We start from the raw sequence: 22715 nt of genomic DNA, 5'->3' as shown, positions 1-22715 counted from the left end.
GTGGTTAGTCTGCCGCCACATCCGTGGCCACGCCGACGCGCTGCGCGAGGGCGGCTTCCATGAACTCGTCGAGATCGCCATCGAGCACGACAGAAGGCTGGCCGCTTTCGACGCCGGTCCGCAGGTCCTTCACCATCTGATATGGCTGCAGGACATAGGAACGGATCTGGTGGCCCCAGCCGATATCGGTCTTGTTGGCCGCCTGGGCGTTCGCCGCTTCTTCGCGCTTCTGCAATTCCATCTCGTAGAGACGGGATTTCAGCATGGCCATGGCCGTTGCACGGTTCTTGTGCTGGCTGCGTTCCTGCTGGCACGCCACGATGATGCCCGAGGGCACGTGGGTGATGCGGATGGCCGAGTCCGTGGTGTTCACGTGCTGGCCGCCAGCGCCCGAAGCGCGATAGGTGTCGACCTTGAGGTCGGCTTCGCGGATTTCGATCTCGATGGAATCGTCGACCACCGGATAGACCCAGCAGCTCGAAAAGCTGGTGTGGCGACGCGCGGCCGAGTCATAGGGGCTGATGCGGACGAGACGATGCACGCCGCTTTCGGTCTTGAGCCAGCCATAGGCATTGTGGCCCTTGATCTGGATGGTCGCAGACTTGATGCCGGCTTCTTCGCCATCGTGCATTTCCAGCACGTCGACCTTGAACTTACGACGCTCGGCCCAGCGGGTGTACATGCGCAAAAGCATGTTCGCCCAATCCTGGCTCTCGGTGCCACCGGCGCCGGAGTGGATTTCGACATAGCAGTCGTTGGAATCGACTTCGCCGGACAGCAGCGTTTCGATCTGCTGGCGACGGGCTGCCTGCTTGAGCTCGAGAAGCGCATTCTCGGCATCGCGCACGATATCGGCGTCGCCCTCGGCTTCGCCGAGTTCGATCAGTTCGATATTGTCGGAAATGCCGGATTCAAACTCGCGCACGGCTTTGACCGCAACGTCGAGTTCGTCGCGTTCGCGCATGGTCACGCGGGCCTTTTCCGGATCATTCCAGAATTCGGGAGATTCAGTTTGCGCCGTTAGCGCATCGAGACGGAGTTGTGCAGTATCCCAGTCAAAGATGCCTCCTCAGCAGGGTCAAAACCTGCTCGATTTCGGCAACGGCCTTTTCAATTTCCGCGCGCATCAAAAGTTCCTTTTCGAAAGTGCGCCCCGTTTAGCGGAGCGACGCCCGGGGATCAACCTTTGCGTCAGCGGCGGCCGAGCTTGGCAAAGCGCCGAATGGCCGCCTCACGCTTCAGCCGCGAGATTTTCGTGAGGAAGAACACGCCATTGACCTGGTCGATCTCGTGCTGCGCCACGCGGGCGGGAAAACCCGAAAGGGCAAGTTCCTGCCCCTGCCCTGCCTCGTCGTCGAAGGCGATCACAGCGGAGTGCGCACGCAGCACATCGACCTCGATGCCTGGCATGGAGACCGAGCCTTCCGGGCCAATTTCCTGCGGTCCGTCGGTGGAAACCACGCGCGGATTGTAGAGCACGCGGTAGTCGCGCGTTGAGGGATCGCCAAGGCTCACCACGGCGACCGGCGCCACGACGCCGATGTGAACGGCGGCGAGACCGTAGGCCCGCGCCTCCTCTGCCGCAGCCAATAGGCGTCGGCCGATATCGAGCAGACCGGCGTCCACAGGCCGGGCGGAAGCCGTCTCGTTGAGCTTGGTATCGGGATAGAAAATGAAGGGGTTTGTCTCAGTCAAATCAGCATCCTCGGGCCGGCCATCTTGCATGTTATGGCCTTGGCTGGTAGGTCCAATTCCGGCTGGTCTCGTAGCTCAGCAGGATAGAGCACCGGATTCCTAATCCGGGGGTCATGGGTTCGAATCCCGTCGAGATCACCAGTTCTGCCGGCCCCTATTGGGCCCACGATTCTCCCGCGCACTGCCAGTTTTACAGCGATCTCAAGCGCTTGCGCATGCGTAACAGGGCATTAACCAAAACCCATCACGCTCGCTTCTGGTTACGCTTGAAGTGGAGAGCACCATGCAGGACGAAATCCAGCGCCGCGCCTATCATCTCTGGGAGGCCGATGGTTGTCCCGAAGGCCAGGACCAGAACTACTGGTTCAAGGCCGTGGCGGAAATTGCCGCCGATGCAGCCAAGACCATCAAGCCGGCGCGCAAACGCGCAGCACCGCGCGCCAAGAAGGTCGCGGCTTGAACGCCGTCAGGTTGTCGGGACGGAAATAGCCGCAGGAGTGGTCAACCGCCGCTCCTGCATTGCCTGGCTACCAGATACGTGGCCAGTAGACGTCATCGGCATAGTCGGCGGGGATCGGCGAAAGCCGGCCGATGGCCTGGGCGGCGTATTCGATCTGCATGGCAAGGTGGCGGATATTGTCGGGCACCGGTGTTCCGGTGACGAATTCGCGAACGCGCCATTCTTCGATCTTGAGCGACTTGAGACGGCGGCGAGCTTCCCGCTGCACATCTTCGACGTCCGCGGAAGGCCGCGCCATAACCCTTTCGGGCACCGCTTCCGTCCACTCCCGTGACCCATTGATGACTGCGAACCGCACGATACGCCTGCCTTCCCGCTCCCCAAACGCCGGGAGCATGGTTCAATATGTCATCATTCCGTTACATAACCGGTAACGACCAGTACTTGAGCGGCATGGCAGCCATGCTAGTTTGAAGCATGACCATCCTTTATCTCATGGCTGCAAAAGCCGAATTCGGCCCGCATCTGGCCGCCCGTATCCAGCCCGTGATGATTGGCATTGGCCCGGTCGAGGCTGCGGTTTCAACCACCAGAGCGCTCATGGAACGGCGCGACAGCCTGCCAAAGCTGGTCGTTTGCCTCGGCTCCGGCGGATCCAACCGGCTGGAGCAACTTGGGGTCTATCAGGCCATCTCCGTGTCCTATCGCGACATGGATGCCTCGGCCCTGGGTTTTCCGCGTGGCGTGACGCCCCTCACGGACTTGCCGCCGACTCTTGATCTGGTGCCAGCAATCGCCGGCCTCGTGCCCGCCACGCTTTCGACCGGCGGCAATGTCGTGACGGGCGCGGCCTATGACACCGTGGCGGAAGACATGGTCGATATGGAGACTTTTGCCGTCAAGCGCGCCTGCCAGGCTTTTGGCGTGCCGCTCCTCGGCCTGCGCGGCATCTCTGATGGCGCCGAAACGGTCAGCCGCATTGAGGACTGGACGCAATATCTGCACATCGTCGACGAGCGGCTTGCCGAGGCCGTCGACCTCGTTAAGGCCGCCTATGCTGCGGGTGAAATCGACCTCACGCCTTAGGCGTGTTCTTGCGGTCCCTGCGCTTGCGCTGCCAGGTGGTCCAGTAGCGGCTGCCGCGCAGGATCGCCAGGTTCACCGGGCTCTGCAGGAAAATCAGGTCAACCGCGAGCAGCAGCAGGCCAAGCGGCAACATCCAGATGCCGAGTACCGGCAAAAAGCTGAAAATGCCACCGAGCACCAGCAGGATGCCAAGCGGAATGCGCACCCAGCGGGCTTCCGGGCGGCGCAGGCGCGCCAGCCAATTGCCCGCCATGCTTGGAATCTTGCGCTCGAGCTTGTCGAACAGTCGATTGAGGCGTTGTGCGTGCTTGCTCATGTCGAAACCATCCGGCTCCCTAGCGTTCGGCCCGTTGTCGCGGGGTCGAAGTCATTGATTGTGTACGGAACTTGTGTCCGGCGAATGGCGTTGCGCCCGTAACCAGGGAGTAAACCATGCATCTTGAAGATTTGTTCACGGCCCGCCGCCGCCGTCACGATCCGCTCGACGTCCTCGCCGACCAGATCAACGAACTGCGCCGCCAGACGAGACATATCAGCCGCACCCTGTCGCACAATGCCGGCGATGTCGCAGGCGATCTCGGTGACACGCTCTCGGGCTGGAGCCACGACGCGGCCCGTCAGGGCGCGTGGCTTGCGGGTGTCGCCAGCCGCAAGGCGGTTCAGGGCGCCCGCGCCGTTCAGCGCGATCCCGTGCCCATCATCGCGGTGCTCGGAACGGCTGTTTTGCTGGCCAGTCTCATTGCTCGTCGGCGCTAGCAATCTCTTAACCTTCCTTCTGAGGTTTTCTTTAAGGCTGTCGGCGCATTTTCGGACCAAGCCGCAACTCGGCAACACTCCGGAGATGCACCGTGGCCCAACTTGCCCGCCTCGCCCTCAAAATCTCGGCTCTCGCCGTTGTCGCCACCAGCCTTGCCGGCTGCAGTTTTCTTGGCATCAATTTCGGCATGGCGCAGCTGAGCGACAAGGAATGCCTGATGCGGGCCATGTATTTCGAATCCAACCGCTCCAGCTCCGACGGCATGCTCGCCGTTGGCACCGTGGTGATGAACCGCCTTTCCGACTCCCGCTATCCCAAGTCTGTCTGCGGCGTCGTCGGCCAGAAAAACCAGTTCGCTCAGGGCGTCCTCACCAAGCCGATGACCGATAGTGGCGCCGTGCTGGCTTCGCAGGTGGCCGATCAGGTCCTGCGCGGCGCCCGCCATCCGGGTGTCCAAAATGCCCAGCATTTCCATACGGCAGGCCTGCGCTTCCCCTACGACAACATGTTCTATGTGCTCGAAGCCGGCGGCAACGAATTTTACGAGAAGCGGACCCGCTAAAAGTCACCGCCAATATCGAAGTCGCTACCACCCCAGTCGCCGCCACCATCGTCGAGGCCGGGATCTTCTGGTGCTGGCTCTGGAGGCACTTCGGGCTCGGCTGCATTGGCGTCGCCCGTGAACAGGCCCGCAAGAACGCTGCCGAGCAGCAACCCGCCGGTGACGCCAAGCGCCGTCTGCGCGGCTCCTGCCAGAAAACCGCCACCACCGGACGCTCGACGCCGGTCGTACTGCTCTCCGTCTTCGTCACTCTGGCCCCACGGACCGCGCTGCGGCGCGCGTGGCGTCGTTGGCCGGTCATTGCCAAAGATACCGCCCAGAAATCCGCCCTGGTTATGTCGCGCTTCTGCAGCTTCGATGCGCTGCTGTGCTTCGCGCAAAGCCGCTTCCTGCACGATAACGGTCTGAGCCATGTAATAGGCCGCAGCCGGGTTTTCGGAGAGACGCTGGCGAATGAGGCGTTCAGCATCCACGTCGCGCGGAGCGCTGTTGCGCTCGACGTTGTGCAGCCGCTCGAACAGATCGTCGATGGCGCGTTCGTCTTCGGGTCTGATCATGATGGTCTCCCTCGTCTGCGATTGGACATGGGAAGACTTTCGCCGCGATGCAATGGCGCAAGGCCATGGTCACACGGATTTCACTGCGGCTCGGGTTCGTCCGGCTTCCTGCCGCTGGTCTGGCTTTGCCGCAGCACAAAGCCGATGACGGCAGCTACCGCCTCATAGAGTTCGACTGGAATGGTATCGTCCACTTCGACATGGCTCAGCGCCTCGGCCAGTACGGGATTGGCCTCGATGACAATGTCGTTTTCGCTCGCTATGGCCAGAATCTGCTCGGCAATCAGTCCCCTGCCCTTGGCGACGATGCGGGGTGCCTGATCGGTCGCCTTGTCATATTGCAGCGCCACGGCCAGCGGCGTCACCTTCGGCTCGTCCGTCATCGCTTGGCATCCACGAAGTGGCCGGACGCTGCGGGGGCATGCACCTCGCCGGGCGCCCCGTGGCGAACGACGAGCGCACCGGGCCTGACGCCGACGGATTCAAGGCTCGCGCGCAATTCCTCGATATTCTCCGAAAAGGCCTTGGCCGTTTCGTCCCGATCAGCCCAGAGCATGATCCCGGTCGTCTGCCCGCGCAGCGAGACCTGCGCGCCGACTTCTCCCAGGTCGGGAAGATTGACCGCAAAGCGCACCTGCCAACCCCGATCCTCGGGGCGATTAGCGTCGCCCCCACCATCGTGGTGGATTTGCAGCTGCAGCACCGCCTGATGCTGGCCGACCGCAATGGGCAGGTCCATGTTCCATTGGCTTTCGCTGCCCCGCTGCGCCTCGGGCAAGGACGCGTGCTGGTGCAGGCGCAGCCGCGACAGCGCGCCTTCGGTGCGCTCGAGCAGCAATCGCCCGAGGTCTTCGGCGTCATCTGGCAAATCCAGTTGCGGCACTTCGGGCAGCTTCGCCCGCGGCAACACATGCCGCAGAGGCGGCGGTATCTGCGAAATCTGCGAGATCTGTGGCTGACTGCCGAGCCACTGGGCGAGCCCCTGCCGCATGGCCAGCAGACCCGACTTGGCATCCGTACCCGCGGCCGCCGGAGAGCCCTGTGCCAGCATGGCCTCCTGAAAAATGCCGGAACTGCGCAGCGCCGCCTTCAGCGCGCCAGCATCGATCTTGCCATCTCGTGCCGTCAACTGGTTGTCGAGAATTTGCCGCGCCGCCTTCAGCACCGGTTCGGGCAAGCCGGACCGGCCAATGGAAGCCGCAAGCAGGCCGGTGAGGGCGCCAATGCTGCCCTGGCCTGGCAAAGCCTGTTGCACCATCTGTGCCAAGGCTGCGGCCTGAGGCCCCGGCAGTGAGCCTTGCACAGGGGCCGCGGTCGGCGACGAGCCGGTCGGATTGGAACCAAGCCCGGCCATGCCATAGGGTGTCGCACCCTGGCGCTGGAGTGCGGGGCCCGACGGCGGCACCGTTGCAGCAGGCGGAGCGATGATCGGACCGCCAGCCTGCGTCGATGGCGCGGGCGTAGCGGTTGACGCAGCTACTGGCGCGGCGATGCCTGCGGCCAGCCCTGTGGCCCCCACCAGTGGCGCAGCGGCACCTGCGGCAGCCCCAGCCACTCCGGCGGGCGGCCCATAGGTGAGCGGACCTTGCGGGATTGCTGGGCGTTGCGAAATCTCGACGCTGGTCGCCGGAGATTGCTGCGGCACGACGGAGGACGGTGGCCGACTGTCGATCAGCGCCAGTCGCAAATGCCCTTCGCCCTGCTGCACGCCCAGCGTCAGCAAGGAACCGACCGGCAAAGTGCTGGGCAAAGTGAGCGACATCGCCTGCCGACCAACCTGGACCAGGGTTGCTCCACCCAGTCCCGGGCCAAGCACCCGTCCTTCGACCGTCTGCCCCGGCGCCAATGCAAGCGCCCGCAGCATCGAACGGGCCTCAGCCTGCGATACAACGGGAAAATGCGAGACAATCGTCATGCACAGAGCGTCCCGGCCGCATCATGCGGCCAGAATCGATCCTATGGGTGATTCCTGAAAATGTGGAGAGCTACCGAAAAACCGGCGATCAATCCTTGCGAACGTCTTTGTATTCCATCGTCGCCGGCTTGCCGCGGAAGGTGACCCAGAAGAAATTCAGCGTATAGGTCCCCGCGGTCCGGAACACGCCTTCCTTTTCGAGGCGACGGCCCGAAGTCTTCATCTTGAGCGCATAGGTCCACTTGACCCCGCCGACGCGCGACAGGCGCACGGCCACGTCGGTATCTTCGCCGAAGAATTCGATGGAGCGATCATAGCCGCCGACATCTACCCAAGCCTGGCGCTTGAAGACGAAATTGCCGCCCTGCACAACCGAGCCGACGCGCAGAACGAAGCGGTTGAGGAGATAAATGAGATAGGTCAGGCCATAAAAGGCCGAGATCAGCGCGCGGTTATGCGGCGCCATGTCGTAATAAATATAGGGACCGCTGAGGCAGACGAGCTTGGAATCCTTGGAGAATTCCTGCATCACCGTCGTCAGCCAGCCTTCCGGCACAATGGTATCGCTATCGATATTGGCGATCAGGTCATAGCCTTCGCTGGCGGCAAAGCCGGCATCGCGGGCGTTGACCAGGCCCTTCTTGGGCTCATCCACCACGCGCACGCCGGCAAAGCTGCGGGCAATCTCCCCAGTGCGATCGGTGGAAGCGTTGTTGACCACGATCACCTCGGCCGGCACGCCGGAGCGCTTGATTTCGGCCAGCACCGATTCAATGCATTTTCCGACCAACGCCTCTTCGTTATAGGCGGGGATGACGAATGCCAGCTTCATTGGTTTCCTTCTGCCGGGTCGGCCGACGCTTGGGTGGCGCTGCTCATAGCGCGACACGCACGCGCGAGCAACCTTCAGCCCCCGTTCAGGCTGGATGGCTAAGTTTCCAACAGGTTCGCCGATTGCTATAGTGAGCTATAGCGGGAAGTCCCGGCGTGTTTGAAAGTTGTTCCGGCGTGGAGAACGTCATGCGTCGACTTGTCTTGAATGCAGCCGTTCTCTTTTGCAGCGGCCTCATGTTTGCCAGTGCTGCTCATTCGGCGGAAGGTCGCGCTGTTGGCGTTGATCCCGATGCCGTTGCGCGCTTCTCCGGAACCGACCGGATACTGGCCGTTGGAGCCGATATTTCGCTGGGCGAACAGGTGGTTACCGGTCCTTCGGGACAGGTCCAGATCATTTTTTCCGATCAGACACGGCTCGTGGTTGGCCCCGGTAGTGCCCTCACGATCGAGTCCTACCTTTTCAACGGCAATACTGCCGACAAATTCGCCATCAATGCGCTGGCCGGCAGCTTTCGGTTCATTTCGGGCCACAGCCCGAAATCGGCCTATTCAATCAATACGCCAACGGCCTCCATCGCTGTGCGCGGCACCAAATTCGATTTCAATGTGAGCCGCCGCCGCACCGATCTGATGCTCTACGAAGGCGCGGTGCTGCTCTGCTCGGTCTCCGGCCAATGCCAGGAACTGATCGCCCGCTGCGATCTCGGCACCGTCGATGCCAGCGTGGCCGCCTTGATCAGGCATCCCGATCCCACCCACCCGCAACTGAGCGCAGCTTTCCGCTACGCCCGCTTCCAGACCCCGCTGCTGAGCGAATTCCGCGTCAGCGGCGCCGGCAAATGCGCGGAACCGCCAGAGGCAGAAGGCGTGCCCGGCTCGCTCTCGCCCTCGAACGGCGGGTCAAATACTCCGCGCACCCCTCCCACGCGCTTCCAGAACTAGGCGTGGCATTGCAAGGTAACAGGCTCTGAGCGCATCCAAACCGGAAACGACCGATCCATCGGCCCAGCCACGTTGGCTGGCGCGGCTGCGCAGGCGGCTGCGTCTGCTCTATCATTCCCAGGCGCCATTCGCCCTGCGCTTCCAGGCGGCGGTGCTGATCGTTGACCTGGCGATCATTGCCTTCTTCATCGCTAGTCCGCTGCTGAAGGGGCGCGATTACTTTCTCTGGATCGACTATTCGATCGCAGCCATCGTGTTCATCGAACTCGTCGCCCGCGCACTCGCCTCGACCAATATCCTGCGCTGGCTGCGCCAGTTGCCTGTCATCATCGACATCTTCATCCTGATCACGCTCCTGGCGCCGACCTGGCTGTTCAACCTTGGCTTCCTGCGCATCCTGCGCCTCTGGACGATGAGCAAATCCACCATCATCTGGCGGCCACTCCACAAGCACAGGCTCGGCGCCTACAAGGAGACCATCCAGGCGGTTCTCAACCTCCTGGTTTTCGTCTTCGTGGTGACGGGCTTTGTCTATACCGCCTTCGTCAGCGAGGAATCCGGCATCGCGGGCTATGTCGACGCGCTCTATTTCACCGTCACCACCATGACCACGACCGGCTTCGGCGACATCACGCTGCCGGGCACCTTCGGCAAGCTCGTCTCCATTGCGGTCATGCTGATGGGCATCTCGCTCTTCGTACGCCTCGCCCAGCTGATTTTCCGCCCGGCCAAGGTGCATTTCCCCTGCCCGCAATGCGGTCTCGCCAAGCATGAGCCCGACGCGGTGCACTGCAAGGCCTGCGGGCATATCCTGAACATTCCGGACGAAGGCAGTATCTAGCCTATCCCCGGATCACCGGCAGGCGCAGCCTGAAGCAGGCGCCGGGCAAGGGACTTGGCGCGAGGTCCAGCGTACCCTTCATGCGCTTGACGATCTGGCGGCTGATGGCCAACCCCAGCCCGGCGCCAGTCTGGTCGATCGCCCCTCTTTGTCCTCGCGAGAATTTTTCGAAGATCAGCTTCCGCTCGCCCTTGCCGATGCCGGGGCCATTGTCTGCCACTTCCACAATGAAATTGCCGGACCTGAGCGCCGAACTGATCCGCACGACCGGCTCTGCCGCATCGTTGTATTTCACGGCATTGGAGATGAGATTGATGAACACCTGGCAGAGGCGATCCGGGTCGCCCTCGACCATGGTGCGCCCTGCGCGGTCGCCATGATCCACCCGCATCCCCTTCTGCCGCAACAGGGCGTCGCAAACAGCAAGCGCGCGATCGAGGGCTGCATCGGCATCGACAGGCCCGCTTTGCCAATTGCGCTCCCCACGTTCCAGTGCCGAGAGATCGAGGATTTCATCGAGCAGTTTCGTCAGCCGCAGGCTTTCCTGATGAATGGTCGAAACAAAGCGCTGGCGCTGCTTGTCGTCTAGCGCGTGACCATCGAGCAGGATTTCCGAAAAGGAGCGAATGGAGGTCATCGGTGTGCGGACTTCGTGGCTCACCTGGCTCAAAAACTCGTCCTTCTGGCTGTCGAGCTCGCGCAGTTGGGTATTCGCATCTTCGAGTTTTTGCGCCGTGAGCCGCAGCTCGGCCGAGGTCTTTTCCAGCTCCTGCGAGTAGACGATGACCTGCTGCGTCTCGTCGGCCATCTGCATCATCTCTTCGAGCGAAACGTCGCTGCCGGCGACGACTTTCGAGAGCATGACATGGGCCGAGGCCGCCCCGATGGAGCCGGCCAGCTCGCGCTCCAGCCGCCCCACGAATTCCGGCGTTGGCTCAAAACCGATTGGATCGACTCCGCTGTCGCGTGCCGCGGATTCGAACAGGGCGGCCGCCCGCTGCTCGCCCAGCACGCGTTCGGCGACAAAGTAGAGATCGTTCGCGGTCGCCGAACCCGGCAGGAAATTGCGCTGCGGCAGGTTGGGGCGACGGAACACATCGACAAAGGCCGTGGCTTGAATCCGCTCCAACGCCGATGGCGAGGTGACCAGCGAGCCAAGGGTGAGCGTCAGGATATTGACCGAAAGGCTCCAGAACGCGGCATGGGCCAGCGGGTCCCAGCCTTCGAGCCCGAACATGGCCTCAGGCCGCAACCAGGAAATGCCCCATGGCCCTTCCTGCAGCAGCAGCGAAACGGCCGGCGAGACGGAATCGAAGGAGGGCAGGAAGCAGCACCAGGCCCAGATGACGAAGCCGAGGAAGATCGCCATCGAGACCGCCTTCAGCGAGGCATCCTTCCAGAAAATAGCGGCTAGCAGAGCCGGGAAGAATTGGGCAATGGCGGTGAAGGAAATCAGGCCGATCGGTGCCAGCGCGTCGGAATCGCGGGTGAAGAAGAAGTAGAAAAATCCCAGCGACAGGATCAGCATGATGGAGAAGCGCCGCGCCACCAGCAGCACGCGGCTCACCCCCTGCCCGTCCCCGTATTGCGGCGGACTGAAGCGCAGCACCAGCGGCATGATGATGTGGTTCGACACCATGATCGAGAGCGCGATGGACTCGAGAATGATCATCGACGTCGCCGACGAAAAGCCGCCGATAAAGGCGAACAGCGCCAATCCGTTTTGCCCGGCCGCCAGCGGCAGGGTCAGCGCGAACATGTCGGGATTGGAGCCCTCAGGCATCACCGTCAGCCCATAGATGGCGATGGGCAGGATGAAGATGCTCATCAGCAGCATGTAGGCCGGAAAGGCCCAGCCGGCGATGCGCAGGTGGTTCTCGTCCGAGTTCTCGACCACCGTCACCTGGAACTGGCGCGGCAGGCAGACAATGGCGGCAATGGACAGCGCCAGGGTTGTCAGCCAGCGGCTGTCGAAACTGGTTGAAGTGTCCATGACAATGCCCTTGGCCGCAGCCTGGCTGAAAATCCCCTCAAACCCGCCGCCGATGAAGACGACGAAGACACCCACCGCCACCAGCGCCGTCAGCTTTACGACGGCTTCGAAGGCGATAGCAGCGACAACGCCATGATGCTGCTCCTTGGCGTCGACATGTCGCGTGCCGAAGAGGATCGTGAACAGCGCCATGCCCGCAGCTACGCCCAGCGCCAGCCCGACATCGTCAATCCCCTTCAGGCTGCCTTGCCCGAACTCGGAGGAGCCAGCGACGGCCTGGATGGATGAGGTAACCGCCTTCAACTGCAGCGCGATATAGGGCGCGATGCCGATCACGGCGATGCAAGTGACCAGCACGCCGAGCCGGCTCGACTTGCCGAAGCGCGACGACAACAGGTCGGCTACCGACGTGATGCGATAGAGATGGCTGATGCGCACAAGGCGCCGAAGCAGGAAGTACCAGCCGACGAAAACGATCGTCGGGCCGAGGTAAATCGTCAGAAATTCCAAGCCACTACGGGCAGCATTTCCCACGGCACCGTAAAAGGTCCAGCTGGTGCAATAGACCGATATGGATAGCGTATAGACCGCCGGAGAATTGAGCCAGGATTTCGGTTTCGCCCGTGCCCGCCGGTCGCCAAAATAGGCCAGCACGAAGAGCAGGCCGACATAGGCCACAGCGGTCGCAATGACGAAGTCGGCCGACAGCATCTAGCCTTCGCCCTCCTCGCCATTGGTCGGCCGCTCCCGCGGCACCCAACTTGTCAGCGCACCGGTCGCGACAATCAGCGCCAGCCAGACCCCGAACAGATAGAAAACGATCTGCGGCACGCCGAAGACGGTGAAATCGTGATTGAACAGGTGCACCAGCGGCGGCACGAGCAGCAGCAAGCCTGCCACCGTCAGCAGGAACATGCCGCCGACGATTTTACGCCGGTCCGGCGGCATCTTCACCCAGAAGGCTGCGCACCGCGCCCACCACCTCGGCATTCGAATAGGGTTTCGTCACGAAGCCATTGGCGCCCAACTCTTCGGCAATACGCCGATCCTGCTGCTGGCCCTTGGCCGTCAGGATCAGCACCGGCAGCTTTTCCGTGTCCGCATCGGCCCGCAGGTGTTTCAAGATGTCAAAACCGCTGCGCTTGGGCAGCATGACATCGAGCACCAGCATGCGCGGTTTTAGCCGGCGCACGCCTTCTAGCACCGCATCGCCATCGGTCACCGAGCTAATGCTCCATCCGGCACGCCGAAGGATGAAATCCAGCGATTCCAGAATAGACGGCTCGTCCTCGGCAATCAGGATATCAATAGCCAAATCTCCCCCCAGTGCCCGCGGTCTCCCCTCCGCAGACGCGCACACTAAAACTCAATCAGCCGGAATCGCCAAGGCCGAATTCTTGCGGGATCAGCGGCAGGCGTGTCACCGAGCGCGGTCCATCGGGCGTCAGCATCTCTTCTTGCCGCGCCGGACAGTCTCGCCGCGTGCAGAGCCGACAGGTCGGACCGACCGGCACATCGGCCCCGTGATCGTCGAGATCGAGCCCCGAAGCATAGACCGTCCGATCAGCATGCAGCACGTCGCAGGCAAGCATTATGGAGATGTGGGTCGCCGGCTCACGATAGGAGCCTGGCCGCCTTTGCAGCGACCGCGCGAGGAACAGGTAACGCGAGCCATCCGAAAACCGCACCACCTGTCGCAGCAGCGTTTCCGGCTGCCTGAATGCCCCATAGATGGACCAGAGCGGACAGGCATGCCCCGAATTGGGCAGCAGCAGGCCCGGCAGCGGGAAATGCTTGGTCAGGCGCCCTGCCGGGTCGGAGCGCAGGAACCCAAACGGTATCCCCTCCTCGCCCGGCCTGCGCAGGGACACCAGCCGATGGGCCACCTGCTCGAAGCTACCGTTGAAGATCTGCCGCAACTGATCGATGTCGTAGGCCAGTGCCTCAGCCTCGGCGAGAAACCGCGAATAGGGAAAGACGATAGCCCCCGCCAGGTAAGACCCCATGGCTCGCGCCGCCAACCGCCGCGTCGTCGGGCTGGTCAGCGTCGCCGCATCGAGCGTTTCGCGCATCACATCGGCGGCCGTCAGTTCTCCCAGCAATCGCGCCAGCTGAAACTGCCGCGTGGCGAGGGTTGTTGACCCCTGTAGCCACATGACCCGCTCCTCCGCAGCAAACCGATACTGCCCCGGGAAATCCTCTACGCCCGACGAACCACCGATCTGCGTCCGCACCCCAAAGCGCCGCTCCAGTTCTTCGACCAGCAGTGCAGGCCCGAAACTTCCCTTCGCATCGAGTTCGCCCCGCAAATCCTCCGCCACCCGCTCAAACTGCGGAAAATAGTTCTGCTGCTCGATGATGAGATCATCGATCTCGCGCATGGCCGACACATTGCCGGCCACCCGGCTGCTGCTGTCGAACTGGCCGATCAGACTGCGCGCCACATCGCTCAGGGCTCGCGCCTCGCGCCCGATGGCGCCGAGGAACTGTTTCCGTTCCGCCTCATCAAGATCAGGCACATCTTCCAGAATTTCGGCGCTTGAGCGCACGGCCGTGATCCCCGAAAGGATCTGATGCAGCAACTGGCTCAGCAGCGGATCAGAGCGCAGCCGGTCGGCATAGTTGTCGGCGCTCGCCACCGCATTGGCATAGGCCCGGTGCAGCCGGGCAATCGCCCCGGCACTTGCCGGATACTGCGCCACCAATTGACGCCTTTCGTCGGGCTGGAAATCGAGCGACTCGACCACTGGATCGGCATAGGCCTCTTCAAGGTCCTGCAGCAGCTTCTGCTCGTCGTCACCCGTCAGGTCGGCAGTCTCGATCTGCAAATGATGGGCTACGCGCTGCAGCAGTGCCCCGCCGATGTCGCGCTTGTTGTTCTCGATCAGGTTCAGATAGCTCGGCGAAATGCCGACCAGACGCGCCAGCGCGGCCTGGGAAATCTTCAGCGATTTCCTGCGGTTGGAGATGCGAAACCCGATGGGCGCCCGCATTGCCGTTCCCTCCCCGAAACTGCACTTGCAAACGAATTTACTAGATCGCCTCCGATCTAGAACAACAATTTACAGAATTATCGTTGAATTACAATGGGATATTGCCGTCGTTTTCAAATCCGGCAAATATCGGGCAGCGCTGAGGCTCCGGCGATGTACCGGCTGCCCACGCATAGGAGGAGATCAATGACTATTTTGAAGCGTGGCTTGTCGCGCCGCCGTGTCCTGCAGACCGGCATGGCCGGCATCATCGGTTCGGGCGTCGCCCCTCTCGTTTTCACCAAGGGCGCTTGGGCCCAGGAATTCTGCAATAACCCGACCGGCGACACGGTCGTCTTCGGCCTCAACCTGCCTCTCACCGGCACCTATGCCGAAGAAGGCGCAGACGAACAGAAGGCCTATGAACTGGCCATCGCCCATCTCAATGGCGAAGGCGACGGCGGGCTTCTGAACGTGCTTCAGCCTTCCGCCCTCAAGGGCAACGGCATCCTGGGCAAGAAGGTCACCTATGTGTCCTCCGACAGCCAGACCAAGTCCGACGTGGCGCGCGCCGGCGCCACCCGCATGATCGAGCGCGATGGCGCCATCATGATCACCGGCGGTTCGTCCTCGGGCGAAGCCATCGCCGTGCAGGGCCTTTGCCAGGAAATGGGCGTCATCTTCATGGCTGGCCTCACCCATTCCAACGATACCACCGGCAAGGACAAGCGCCGCTACGGCTTCCGCCACTTCTTCAACGCCTACCAGTCCGGCATCGGTCTCGCTCCGGTTCTGGGCCAGTCCTATGGCAATGATCGCCAGGCCTATCACCTGACCGCCGACTACACCTGGGGCTGGACCCAGGAAGAGTCGATCAAGAACGCCACCGAAGCCCTCGGCTGGAAGACCACCGCGGCCGTCAAGACGCCGCTCGGCACCACCGACTATTCGCAGTATCTCACGCCGATTCTCAATTCCGGTGCCGACGTGCTGATCCTCAACCACTACGGCCTCGACATGGTGAACTCGCTCACCCAGGCCGTGCAGTTTGGCATGCGCGACCGCCAGGCCAACGGCAAGGACTTCCAGATCGTCACCCCGCTCATCTCCGAGCTGATGGCCAAGGGTGCCGGCGAAAGCGTCAAGGGCATCTTTGGTACGTCCAACTGGCACTGGAACCTGCAGGACCCCGGCTCCATCGCCTTCACCAAGTCCTTCGGCGCCGCCTATGGCTCCCCGCCGTCCCAGGCCGCCCACACCGCCTATGTCCAGGCCCTGCTCTACGCAGACGCCGTGGAACGCGCCGGTACCTTCTACCCGCCCGAAGTCATCAAGGCGCTGGAAGGCCACGAATTCGACGGCATGGGCAATGGCAAGACGCTGTATCGCGCCGAAGACCACCAGTGCATCAAGTCGGTTCTCGTGGTGCAGGGCAATGAAAGCCCGACCAGCGAATTCGACGTGCTGAACGTGGTTCAGGAAATCGATCGCGATACCGTGGCCTACGATCCCGCCATCTTCGGTGGCGATCTCGGCCCGGCCGAACCGGTTCCGATGTGCGCGTAAGAGTGTAGTCGACGCTCCCAAGCATCGTCATTGCCCGGTCTCCTCGGACTTGATCCGCTGACCGGGCAATCCATGGGATGCCGCCGCGCCCATGGACCGCCGGGTTAATCCCGGCGGTGACGCTCCTGGGAGACCTCGTGCCTTTCGGCGACGCTGGAGCATCCGATGTTCGAAATCATCTTTCTGCAATTTCTCAATGGGCTCGACAAAGGCGCCGCCTATGCGCTGATCGCCCTCGGCCTCACCCTGGTGTTCGGCACACTGGGCGTCGTCAATTTCGCCCATGGCGCCCTGTTCATGCTCGGCGCCTTCTGCGCCGTCACCGTGCGCATGTTCCTCACCATGGAAACGGTCACCATCGACCCCGAAAAGCTCTCGCCCTGGGGCGCGCCGCTCGAAGTGCGCGAACCGCTGGTTCAAGCCTGGCTCGGTGATTTCGGCGCGGTGCTGGTCAATTACTCCGTGCCACTATCGATCCTCATCACCATCCCGATCATGCTCCTGGTCGGCATCGGGCTCGAACGCGGCATCATCAAGCACTTTTACAAGCGCACCCACGCCGAACAGATCTTGGTCACCTTCGGCCTCGCCATCGTGGCCCAGGAAGTCATCAAGTCCGTCTTCGGCCCCAATCCCATTCCCCAACCCATGCCCACGGACCTCCGCGGCGCTGCCGATATCGGCGCGTGGCTCGGCATGCAGGCCAATGTCATCACCTATCCGGTCTGGCGCCTGATCTATTTCGTCTTCGCTGGCGTCGTCATCGGTGGCGTCTTTGCCTTCCTGCAATTCACCACCTTTGGCATGGTCGTCCGCGCCGGCATGGCCGATCGTGAAACGGTCGGGCTCCTCGGCATCAATATCGATCGTCGCTTCACCATCATGTTCGGCCTCGCCGCCGTCGTCGCCGGCATGGCGGGCGTCATGTACACCCCGCTGCTACCGCCCAACTATCACCTCGGCATGGACTTCCTCGTCCTCTCCTTCGTGGTCGTCGTGGTCGGCGGCATGGGTTCCCTGCCGGGCGCCGTCGCCGCAGGCTTCCTCCTCGGCATTTTGCAGTCCTTCGCCTCCATGAACCAGGTGAAAGCGATCTTCCCCGGCATCGACCAGATCATCATCTATCTCGTCGCCGTCATCATTCTTCTGGTTCGCCCCCGTGGCCTCATGGGCCGGCGCGGCGTGATGGAGGCCTGACATGACCACTTTCATGTCCCGCAACGATCTCTTCTTGTTCCTCGGCTTCACCGTGGTGGTGCTTGCCATGCCGATCTGGCTGGCGCCCTTCGGCGCCGGCTATCCGGACCTGCTGCAGCGCTTCATGATCTTCGGCATCTTCGCCGTCGGCTTCAACATCCTCTTTGGCCTCACGGGCTATCTCAGCTTCGGCCACGCCGCCTTCTTCGGCGTCGGCTCCTATGCCGCCGTCTGGTCCTTCAAGCTCCTGACGCTCGACGCCATCCCGGCCATGATATTTGCCGTGCTGATCTCGGGCCTCTTCGCCCTGATCATCGGCTTCCTCTGCCTTCGCCGCTCGGGCATCTACTTCTCGATCCTCACGCTCGCCTTCGCGCAGATGAGCTACAACCTCGCCTATTCGGTGCTGACGCCCATCACCAATGGCGAAACCGGCCTGCAATTGACGCTGGCCGATCCGCGCTTCCTCGATGCCGCCATGGGCCAGACCTTTTCGGGTCAGCCCGTTCCTACTCTTCTCGGTCAACAGCTCGGCGGCTATGCCGGCTTCTATTTCTGCGCCGGCTTCCTGATCCTGAGTTTCTTCATCGCCCAGCGTATTGCCGGCTCGCCCTTCGGCATGATGTTGAAGGCTATAAAATCCAACCAGACGCGCATGCAGTTCACCGGCTTCAACACCCGTCCCTATGCGTTGTCGGCTTTCGTCATCTCGGGCATGTATGCTGGCCTCGCCGGTGCCCTCCTCGCCGTCACCGACCCGCTGGCCGGCGCCGAGCGCATGCAGTGGACCGCCTCGGGTGAAGTGGTGCTCATGACCATTCTGGGTGGCGTCGGCACGCTAGTCGGCCCGGTCATCGGCGCCTGGATCATCAAATATTTCGAAAACATCCTCTCCGCGCTCAACGACAACATCCTCGCCCGCTTCTGGAGTTTTCTTCCTGAGGGCGTGGCCGATGTCGTGGTCAAGATTACCAGCAAGTTCGTGGGCGATGGCTGGCACCTCACCCTGGGCCTCGCCTTCGTCATCGTGGTGATCTTCCTGCCCGGCGGCATCATGGAGGGCGTCCGGCGCATCGCCGCTGCCTTCCGTCGCTCCGGCTCATCGAGCGCCAAACCCAGCGCCCGCACCCAACCCGCAGAGTAGGACGAAAGAAAATGGAAAAATCCAACGTCGTCCTGCACGTCGCAGACGTCCACAAGCGCTTCGGTGGCCTGCACGCCCTCGCCGACATCGACCTGCAAGTCGAAGAGGGCAAGACCCACGCCATCATCGGGCCCAACGGGGCCGGCAAATCGACCCTGCTCAACGTCATCATCGGCAAGCTGGCGCCGACGAGCGGCCAGGTCGTCTTCGATGGCACGGTTCTCACCGGCAGAAAGCCCTACCAGATCAACCAACTCGGCATTGCCCGCGTCTTCCAGACGCCGGAAATCTTTGCTGACCTCTCGGTGCTGCACAATGTCATGATCCCGGCCCTCGCCAAGCGCGACGGCATGTTCAAGCTCAATATGCTGCGTTCGCTCGACAGCGAAACGGGCATTCGCGCCGAGGCCGAGCACATGCTCGAAGATGTGGGCATGATCACGCGCCGCGAAATGCTGGCCGGCAGCCTCAGCCGCGGCGACAAGCGGCGCATGGAACTGGCCATGTGCCTCATCCAGCATCCACGCCTGCTGCTGCTCGACGAGCCCACGGCCGGCATGAGCCGTCACGACACCAACACGACCATCGAACTGCTCAAGAAGATCAAGAGCCGCGGCATGACCAAGGTCATCATCGAGCACGACATGCACGTCGTCTTCTCGCTGGCCGACAAGATTTCCGTGCTCGCCCAGGGCCGCATCATCGCCGATGGCTCGCCCGACGAAGTGCGCGGCAATCCAAAAGTGCAGGAAGCCTATCTCGGAGGAGCCCATTGATGAGTTCCATCGCCATGACAACCGAAACCACCGTCAGTCACGCCGCAGAGATCGAAACCACCCGCCCGTTCTTCTCGGTGCGCGACATGCACGCCTATTACGGCGAGAGCTACATCGTGCAGGGCGTCTCGCTCGACGTGCGCAAGGGCGAAATCCTGGCCCTGCTCGGCCGCAACGGCGCCGGCAAAACCTCCACCCTGCGCACCATCGCCCGCACCGATAACCCGCAGATGCGCCAGGGCGAAATCTGGCTCGATGGAATGCCCATCCACCAGATGAAGAGTTTTGAGGCTGCCCGCTCCGGCATCCAGCTCGTGCCTGAAGATCGCCGCATCATCCAGGGTCTGACCGTCGAGGAAAACATCACCCTCGCCAAGGTCGCCCCCGGCAATGGCTGGAGCCTCGAACAGATCTACGAAAGCTTTCCGCGTCTTGCCGAGCGCCGCACCCAGGAAGGCGTCACCCTCTCCGGCGGCGAACAGCAGATGCTCGCCATCGCCCGCGCCCTGGCCCGCGACCTGAAACTCCTGCTTCTTGATGAACCCTATGAAGGCCTGGCCCCGGTCATCGTGCACGAAATCGAACGCATCCTGCATTCGATCAAGCCGCTGGGGATCACCACCATCATCGTCGAGCAAAACGCCGTCGCCGCGCTGAAACTGGCCGATCGCGCCGTCATCCTCGACACCGGCGAAGTCGTCTTCGCCGGCACCGCCAAGGAGGTCTTGGACAATACGGAGCTAAGGCACGAATACCTGGCGATCTAACGAGGCCAGTCTTCTAGTAGCCCTCACCCTGAGGTGCCGCGGAGCGGCCTCGAAGGGCGGGGGCGTGCCACCGATGGCCAAGTGCCACGTCCTCGTGGTTCGAGGCTGCGCTACGCTTCCCACCTCACCATGAGGACTACTTGAACACTGAAGGCGCGGGATCTTCCCACGCCCCCAAGCTACCCTGGGTCTTTCAAACCCAAAGGCATTTCGCCGATTTCACCCTCTCCCCCTTGAGAGGCCCAGGGTAAATCCTCTTCCGGCGGCTCAGCGGCAATGGTGATCCCCTCGCCTTCCAGCGCATCGCGTACTTCGCGCGCCAGATCGACTGCGCCGGGCGTATCGCCATGGAGGCAGATGGACCGTGCGCCAGATTTCAGCACCGTCCCGTCGATCGCCACGATCTCTCCCCTCTGCGCCAACCGCAAGCATCGCTCGATGACCGCATCCGCATCGTGAATGACCGCGCCCTCCTGCGCCCGCGGCACCAGCAGCCCCTCGGCCGTATAGGCACGGTCTGCATAGGCTTCCCGGATCAGCGGCACGCCGACCGCCTTGGCCGCCCGCACCTGTTCGCTATTGTCCAGCGCCAGCACCGCCATTTTCTCGTCCATCGCCTGCACGGCGGCAAAAACGGCAACCGCCAGGGCCAGCTCTTCCGCTGTCTGGTTCGCCAAGGCCCCGTGCAATTTCACATAGGACAGCGGCACATCCACTTCGCTGGCGATATGGCGAATGAGAAACATCTGGTTGCGCACCTGGCCGATAAGCTGGTCCAGCGGCATCACCAGGCGAAACCGGCCAAAACGCGGCTTGTCGGCATAGCCCGGATGCGCGCCGGCCCGAATCCCCCGCGCCTTGCACAGCTTCAGGATATGCCGGATCGTCTGCGCATCGCCCGCGTGACCGCCACAGGCGATCGAGGCGCTCGACACAATTCCCAGCAGATCATCATCCGTGCCCATGCCTTCGCCGAGATCGGCGTTGAGATCTATGCTGGTCATGCAATTCCGCTCCGCAACAAAGCCTGGGCATGATCTGTTCCTACCGGCGCGAACACAAGCTCCGCATTGGGACGAAGCTGGAAAAACCGGTCGAGGTCAGCCGAAATGATCGTGCCGATCCGCGGATAGCCGCCTGTCGGCTGATGGTCGCGCCCAAGCACGATCGGCGTGCCATCGCCAAGAATCTGAATATCACCCACGACGATGGGGTCCGACACCAGCGACAATATCCGCGCCTCTGCAAAGACCGCCGTCTCGTCACGCAGCCGCACCCCCATGCGATCCATCATCGAAGAAATGCGAAACGCGCTGGGTACGAATTTCTCTCGCAATTCCGCGCTGAAGACCTCGGCATGCAGGCCCCAGACGAAGCGGATCGGCCCCTCCACCCTCGGGCGCGCTGCGACCGGCCCCGATGCCTCTCCATCCCCGATGACCGCCAACCTGTCGCCCGCCCTGAGCGCTCGCCCTTCCAGCCCGCCGATCCGCGCCCGCATGCTGGTCGCTCGGCTGCCCATCACCACGGGCACATCAATCTCGCCGCCAAAGCGCAGATAGCCGTAATTGCCCCCCGTAGCAGCCGAAATGCTCAGCCTGTCACCCGCAGCCAATAGTGCTGAGCCTGGCCAGCTCTGCGTCCGCCCATTGATCGAAACCTCGAAGGTTCCGCCGTCCCAGCCCATCACGGCTTCGCCTTCGGCAACGGTCAGATCGAGCCCCAGCATCGAAAACTCGATGCCTGCTGTCTCGCCGCTTCCCGCCAGCAATCCTGCCCGCTTGAAAGCACCGGCATCCATCGGCCCCGACGCGCTGATGCCATGAGCGAGATAGCCGAACCGCCCTGCATCCTGAACAGTGACGAGTGGCCCCGCCCGATCGATGACCAGAGTTGCTGTCACTCAGGTCACCTCAAAGCGGACGCTATCGCCCGCCCGCAGCCGCGTCGGCGGCTCCGCAGCCGGATTGAAATTGGAAAAATCGGTGTGCCCGATCACGTGCCAGCCAGTCGGAATATCAGTAGCGGCAATCGCCGTCTGCCCAGCGGCAAAGAGCACGCTCCCTGCCGGCACGAGAGCGCGCACCTTGTCCCGCCGTGGCAGGACCAGCGTCTCGGGATGAAATCCGCAATAGACAAAACCCGGCGCAAAGCCGGTCGCCAGCACGCGCAGCGGCACTGCATTGTGCCGCGCCATAAATTCTTCTGCAGAAACCTTCAGCAAGCCAGCGACCTCCTCAAGGTCCGGCCCCGTCTCGCCGCCGAAACGCACGCCAATCCGACGTGTGGCCCCCGCCAGATCCTCCAGCGCCCCATGCAGCCGCAGCCGGATTTCGCCTTCAATATCCTGATGTCGTGAAATCAGCGGGTCATACCGCAAGAGCACCGAAACAAGGCTCGGCACGATCTCGACTATTCCTGCGACCGGTTCGCTCTCAAGCGCGGCCGCAAAGCCGATGGCCCGACGATTGGCATTTTCGTCGAGGCGACTGCCGAATCGCACGAGAATGGTGCTGTCGCCCAGCGTCTGCACCATGGGCCGTTCCGGCAGGATTTGCATTTGCCCCACTATCTGCGTCCCCCGCGGAAATTGCCCCGGCGAGGTCAGGTCCTTGCGGATCCAGGATGCCTCGCCAAGGCAGAAAGCAGGT

The 22715-nt window shown here is 62.5% G+C and carries 25 protein-coding genes, 1 tRNA gene and 1 pseudogene; 12 read left to right on the top strand and 15 right to left on the bottom strand.

The window, feature by feature from the left end; all coding sequences use genetic code 11:
• Positions 1 to 4 precede the first annotated feature (4 nt).
• Both prfB and NVV77_RS07550 read right to left on the bottom strand, forming a co-directional pair.
• Positions 5 to 1127 (bottom strand): peptide chain release factor 2 gene (gene prfB, locus NVV77_RS07555; protein ID WP_295411843.1). Its coding sequence is split into 2 segments (ribosomal slippage): positions 5 to 1057 and positions 1059 to 1127, totalling 1122 coding nucleotides; the frame shifts between segments, so codons are not numbered across the junction.
• Between the two features lie 64 nt (positions 1128 to 1191).
• Positions 1192 to 1695 carry a peptide deformylase gene (locus tag NVV77_RS07550; RefSeq protein WP_295411842.1) on the bottom strand — a complete coding sequence of 168 codons (504 nt, stop codon included), beginning with the start codon at positions 1693 to 1695 and terminating at the stop codon, positions 1192 to 1194.
• Positions 1696 to 1759: 64 nt separating this feature from the next.
• Between NVV77_RS07550 and NVV77_RS07545 the strand changes: the two genes are divergently transcribed.
• A tRNA-Arg gene (locus tag NVV77_RS07545) sits at positions 1760 to 1836 on the top strand.
• A 142-nt stretch (positions 1837 to 1978) separates the two neighbouring features.
• On the top strand, positions 1979 to 2155 hold the full coding sequence (locus tag NVV77_RS07540; RefSeq protein ID WP_295411841.1) for a DUF2934 domain-containing protein: 177 nt from the start codon (positions 1979 to 1981) through the stop codon (positions 2153 to 2155).
• Between the two features lie 67 nt (positions 2156 to 2222).
• Here NVV77_RS07540 and NVV77_RS07535 read toward each other — a convergent pair whose 3' ends face one another.
• The gene (locus tag NVV77_RS07535) at positions 2223 to 2453 is read right to left on the bottom strand and encodes a hypothetical protein (protein WP_295411840.1); all 231 of its coding nucleotides are present in this window, start codon (positions 2451 to 2453) and stop codon (positions 2223 to 2225) included.
• A gap of 179 nt (positions 2454 to 2632) precedes the next feature.
• On the opposite strand from NVV77_RS07535, the gene NVV77_RS07530 reads away from it, so the two are divergent.
• Positions 2633 to 3241, top strand: a complete 609-nt coding sequence (locus NVV77_RS07530) for a 5'-methylthioadenosine/S-adenosylhomocysteine nucleosidase (RefSeq protein ID WP_295411839.1) — start codon at positions 2633 to 2635, stop codon at positions 3239 to 3241.
• Here the strand turns inward: NVV77_RS07530 and NVV77_RS07525 are convergent.
• On the bottom strand, positions 3231 to 3557 hold the full coding sequence (locus tag NVV77_RS07525; protein WP_295411838.1) for a hypothetical protein: 327 nt from the start codon (positions 3555 to 3557) through the stop codon (positions 3231 to 3233). The two genes, NVV77_RS07530 and NVV77_RS07525, sit on opposite strands and share 11 nt — an antisense overlap.
• 116 nt (positions 3558 to 3673) lie before the next feature.
• Between NVV77_RS07525 and NVV77_RS07520 the strand changes: the two genes are divergently transcribed.
• Both NVV77_RS07520 and NVV77_RS07515 read left to right on the top strand, forming a co-directional pair.
• Entirely contained in the window at positions 3674 to 3997 is a 324-nt protein-coding gene (locus NVV77_RS07520; RefSeq protein WP_295411837.1) for a hypothetical protein, read from the top strand.
• Positions 3998 to 4200: 203 nt separating this feature from the next.
• Positions 4201 to 4557, top strand: a pseudogene (locus NVV77_RS07515) (cell wall hydrolase); the annotation flags it as partial.
• On the opposite strand, the gene NVV77_RS07510 reads toward NVV77_RS07515, so the two are convergent.
• From NVV77_RS07510 to NVV77_RS07495, 4 genes are all read right to left on the bottom strand, one after another.
• Positions 4557 to 5117 carry a DUF2076 domain-containing protein gene (locus NVV77_RS07510; protein ID WP_295411835.1) on the bottom strand — a complete coding sequence of 187 codons (561 nt, stop codon included), beginning with the start codon at positions 5115 to 5117 and terminating at the stop codon, positions 4557 to 4559. The pseudogene NVV77_RS07515 and the gene NVV77_RS07510 sit on opposite strands and share 1 nt — an antisense overlap.
• Before the next feature lie 80 nt (positions 5118 to 5197).
• Positions 5198 to 5500 carry an EscU/YscU/HrcU family type III secretion system export apparatus switch protein gene (locus NVV77_RS07505; protein WP_295411834.1) on the bottom strand — a complete coding sequence of 101 codons (303 nt, stop codon included), beginning with the start codon at positions 5498 to 5500 and terminating at the stop codon, positions 5198 to 5200.
• The gene (locus NVV77_RS07500; RefSeq protein WP_295411833.1) at positions 5497 to 7032 is read right to left on the bottom strand and encodes a flagellar hook-length control protein FliK; all 1536 of its coding nucleotides are present in this window, start codon (positions 7030 to 7032) and stop codon (positions 5497 to 5499) included. The genes NVV77_RS07505 and NVV77_RS07500 overlap by 4 nt, the downstream gene beginning before the upstream one ends.
• 88 nt (positions 7033 to 7120) lie before the next feature.
• Complete coding sequence (locus tag NVV77_RS07495; protein ID WP_295411832.1) at positions 7121 to 7864, bottom strand: glycosyltransferase family 2 protein; 744 nt, start codon at positions 7862 to 7864, stop codon at positions 7121 to 7123.
• A gap of 188 nt (positions 7865 to 8052) precedes the next feature.
• Here NVV77_RS07495 and NVV77_RS07490 point away from each other — a divergent pair, with 188 nt between their 5' ends.
• Both NVV77_RS07490 and NVV77_RS07485 read left to right on the top strand, forming a co-directional pair.
• Positions 8053 to 8808 carry a FecR domain-containing protein gene (locus NVV77_RS07490; RefSeq protein ID WP_295411831.1) on the top strand — a complete coding sequence of 252 codons (756 nt, stop codon included), beginning with the start codon at positions 8053 to 8055 and terminating at the stop codon, positions 8806 to 8808.
• Positions 8809 to 8884: 76 nt separating this feature from the next.
• A complete protein-coding gene (locus NVV77_RS07485) occupies positions 8885 to 9649 on the top strand; it encodes an ion channel (RefSeq protein ID WP_295412274.1) in 765 nt (254 codons plus the stop codon).
• 1 nt (position 9650) lies between these two features.
• Here the strand turns inward: NVV77_RS07485 and NVV77_RS07480 are convergent, their stop codons facing one another.
• Genes NVV77_RS07480 through NVV77_RS07465 form a run of 4 tightly spaced genes read right to left on the bottom strand, consistent with a single transcriptional unit; the run spans position 9651 to position 14635 of the window.
• Positions 9651 to 12353 carry a sensor histidine kinase gene (locus tag NVV77_RS07480; RefSeq protein WP_295411830.1) on the bottom strand — a complete coding sequence of 901 codons (2703 nt, stop codon included), beginning with the start codon at positions 12351 to 12353 and terminating at the stop codon, positions 9651 to 9653.
• Positions 12354 to 12596 carry a hypothetical protein gene (locus tag NVV77_RS07475; protein ID WP_295411829.1) on the bottom strand — a complete coding sequence of 81 codons (243 nt, stop codon included), beginning with the start codon at positions 12594 to 12596 and terminating at the stop codon, positions 12354 to 12356.
• On the bottom strand, positions 12571 to 12957 hold the full coding sequence (locus NVV77_RS07470; protein WP_295411828.1) for a response regulator: 387 nt from the start codon (positions 12955 to 12957) through the stop codon (positions 12571 to 12573). The genes NVV77_RS07475 and NVV77_RS07470 overlap by 26 nt, the downstream gene beginning before the upstream one ends.
• Before the next feature lie 55 nt (positions 12958 to 13012).
• Positions 13013 to 14635, bottom strand: a complete 1623-nt coding sequence (locus NVV77_RS07465) for a short-chain fatty acyl-CoA regulator family protein (RefSeq protein ID WP_295411827.1) — start codon at positions 14633 to 14635, stop codon at positions 13013 to 13015.
• Positions 14636 to 14821: 186 nt separating this feature from the next.
• Here NVV77_RS07465 and NVV77_RS07460 point away from each other — a divergent pair, with 186 nt between their 5' ends.
• From NVV77_RS07460 to NVV77_RS07440, 5 genes are all read left to right on the top strand, one after another.
• Positions 14822 to 16180 (top strand): substrate-binding protein, encoded by a 1359-nt coding sequence (locus tag NVV77_RS07460; RefSeq protein ID WP_295411826.1) that lies wholly within the window; start codon positions 14822 to 14824, stop codon positions 16178 to 16180.
• Between the two features lie 165 nt (positions 16181 to 16345).
• The gene (locus NVV77_RS07455) at positions 16346 to 17377 is read left to right on the top strand and encodes a branched-chain amino acid ABC transporter permease (RefSeq protein ID WP_295411825.1); all 1032 of its coding nucleotides are present in this window, start codon (positions 16346 to 16348) and stop codon (positions 17375 to 17377) included.
• Position 17378: 1 nt separating this feature from the next.
• Positions 17379 to 18521, top strand: a complete 1143-nt coding sequence (locus NVV77_RS07450) for a branched-chain amino acid ABC transporter permease (RefSeq protein ID WP_295411824.1) — start codon at positions 17379 to 17381, stop codon at positions 18519 to 18521.
• A gap of 11 nt (positions 18522 to 18532) precedes the next feature.
• The gene (locus NVV77_RS07445; protein WP_035087433.1) at positions 18533 to 19297 is read left to right on the top strand and encodes an ABC transporter ATP-binding protein; all 765 of its coding nucleotides are present in this window, start codon (positions 18533 to 18535) and stop codon (positions 19295 to 19297) included.
• A 14-nt stretch (positions 19298 to 19311) separates the two neighbouring features.
• Positions 19312 to 20064 (top strand): ABC transporter ATP-binding protein, encoded by a 753-nt coding sequence (locus NVV77_RS07440; RefSeq protein ID WP_295412273.1) that lies wholly within the window; start codon positions 19312 to 19314, stop codon positions 20062 to 20064.
• Between the two features lie 179 nt (positions 20065 to 20243).
• Here the strand turns inward: NVV77_RS07440 and NVV77_RS07435 are convergent, their stop codons facing one another.
• The 3 genes from NVV77_RS07435 to NVV77_RS07425 are packed head-to-tail and all read right to left on the bottom strand — an operon-like array spanning position 20244 to position 22624.
• Entirely contained in the window at positions 20244 to 21068 is an 825-nt protein-coding gene (locus NVV77_RS07435; RefSeq protein WP_295411823.1) for a LamB/YcsF family protein, read from the bottom strand.
• Positions 21065 to 21967 carry a biotin-dependent carboxyltransferase family protein gene (locus tag NVV77_RS07430; protein ID WP_295411822.1) on the bottom strand — a complete coding sequence of 301 codons (903 nt, stop codon included), beginning with the start codon at positions 21965 to 21967 and terminating at the stop codon, positions 21065 to 21067. The genes NVV77_RS07435 and NVV77_RS07430 overlap by 4 nt, the downstream gene beginning before the upstream one ends.
• Complete coding sequence (locus tag NVV77_RS07425; RefSeq protein ID WP_295412271.1) at positions 21968 to 22624, bottom strand: allophanate hydrolase subunit 1; 657 nt, start codon at positions 22622 to 22624, stop codon at positions 21968 to 21970.
• Positions 22625 to 22715: the final 91 nt, after the last annotated feature.

Source organism: Devosia sp. (assembly GCF_024707125.1).
Lineage (GTDB): Bacteria > Pseudomonadota > Alphaproteobacteria > Rhizobiales > Devosiaceae > Devosia.
Note: the sequence above shows the minus strand (reverse complement) of the source record. Positions and strands in the feature narration are given on the sequence as shown.

What these genes read in the sequence shown, in the direction of transcription:
- NVV77_RS07500 (WP_295411833.1), bottom strand. Translation starts at nt 7,032, where the DNA reads ATGACGATTGTCTCGCATTTTCCCGTTGTATCGCAGGCTGAGGCCCGT.
- NVV77_RS07505 (WP_295411834.1), bottom strand. Translation starts at nt 5,500, where the DNA reads ATGACGGACGAGCCGAAGGTGACGCCGCTGGCCGTGGCGCTGCAATAT.
- NVV77_RS07510 (WP_295411835.1), bottom strand. Translation starts at nt 5,117, where the DNA reads ATGATCAGACCCGAAGACGAACGCGCCATCGACGATCTGTTCGAGCGG.
- NVV77_RS07535 (WP_295411840.1), bottom strand. Translation starts at nt 2,453, where the DNA reads ATGGCGCGGCCTTCCGCGGACGTCGAAGATGTGCAGCGGGAAGCTCGC.
- NVV77_RS07530 (WP_295411839.1), top strand. Translation starts at nt 2,633, where the DNA reads ATGACCATCCTTTATCTCATGGCTGCAAAAGCCGAATTCGGCCCGCAT.
- NVV77_RS07440 (WP_295412273.1), top strand. Translation starts at nt 19,312, where the DNA reads ATGACAACCGAAACCACCGTCAGTCACGCCGCAGAGATCGAAACCACC.
- NVV77_RS07465 (WP_295411827.1), bottom strand. Translation starts at nt 14,635, where the DNA reads ATGCGGGCGCCCATCGGGTTTCGCATCTCCAACCGCAGGAAATCGCTG.
- NVV77_RS07480 (WP_295411830.1), bottom strand. Translation starts at nt 12,353, where the DNA reads ATGCTGTCGGCCGACTTCGTCATTGCGACCGCTGTGGCCTATGTCGGC.
- NVV77_RS07495 (WP_295411832.1), bottom strand. Translation starts at nt 7,864, where the DNA reads ATGAAGCTGGCATTCGTCATCCCCGCCTATAACGAAGAGGCGTTGGTC.
- NVV77_RS07520 (WP_295411837.1), top strand. Translation starts at nt 3,674, where the DNA reads ATGCATCTTGAAGATTTGTTCACGGCCCGCCGCCGCCGTCACGATCCG.
- NVV77_RS07460 (WP_295411826.1), top strand. Translation starts at nt 14,822, where the DNA reads ATGACTATTTTGAAGCGTGGCTTGTCGCGCCGCCGTGTCCTGCAGACC.
- NVV77_RS07540 (WP_295411841.1), top strand. Translation starts at nt 1,979, where the DNA reads ATGCAGGACGAAATCCAGCGCCGCGCCTATCATCTCTGGGAGGCCGAT.
- NVV77_RS07435 (WP_295411823.1), bottom strand. Translation starts at nt 21,068, where the DNA reads ATGACCAGCATAGATCTCAACGCCGATCTCGGCGAAGGCATGGGCACG.
- NVV77_RS07450 (WP_295411824.1), top strand. Translation starts at nt 17,379, where the DNA reads ATGACCACTTTCATGTCCCGCAACGATCTCTTCTTGTTCCTCGGCTTC.
- NVV77_RS07455 (WP_295411825.1), top strand. Translation starts at nt 16,346, where the DNA reads ATGTTCGAAATCATCTTTCTGCAATTTCTCAATGGGCTCGACAAAGGC.
- NVV77_RS07425 (WP_295412271.1), bottom strand. Translation starts at nt 22,624, where the DNA reads ATGCAAATCCTGCCGGAACGGCCCATGGTGCAGACGCTGGGCGACAGC.
- NVV77_RS07445 (WP_035087433.1), top strand. Translation starts at nt 18,533, where the DNA reads ATGGAAAAATCCAACGTCGTCCTGCACGTCGCAGACGTCCACAAGCGC.
- NVV77_RS07525 (WP_295411838.1), bottom strand. Translation starts at nt 3,557, where the DNA reads ATGAGCAAGCACGCACAACGCCTCAATCGACTGTTCGACAAGCTCGAG.
- NVV77_RS07490 (WP_295411831.1), top strand. Translation starts at nt 8,053, where the DNA reads ATGCGTCGACTTGTCTTGAATGCAGCCGTTCTCTTTTGCAGCGGCCTC.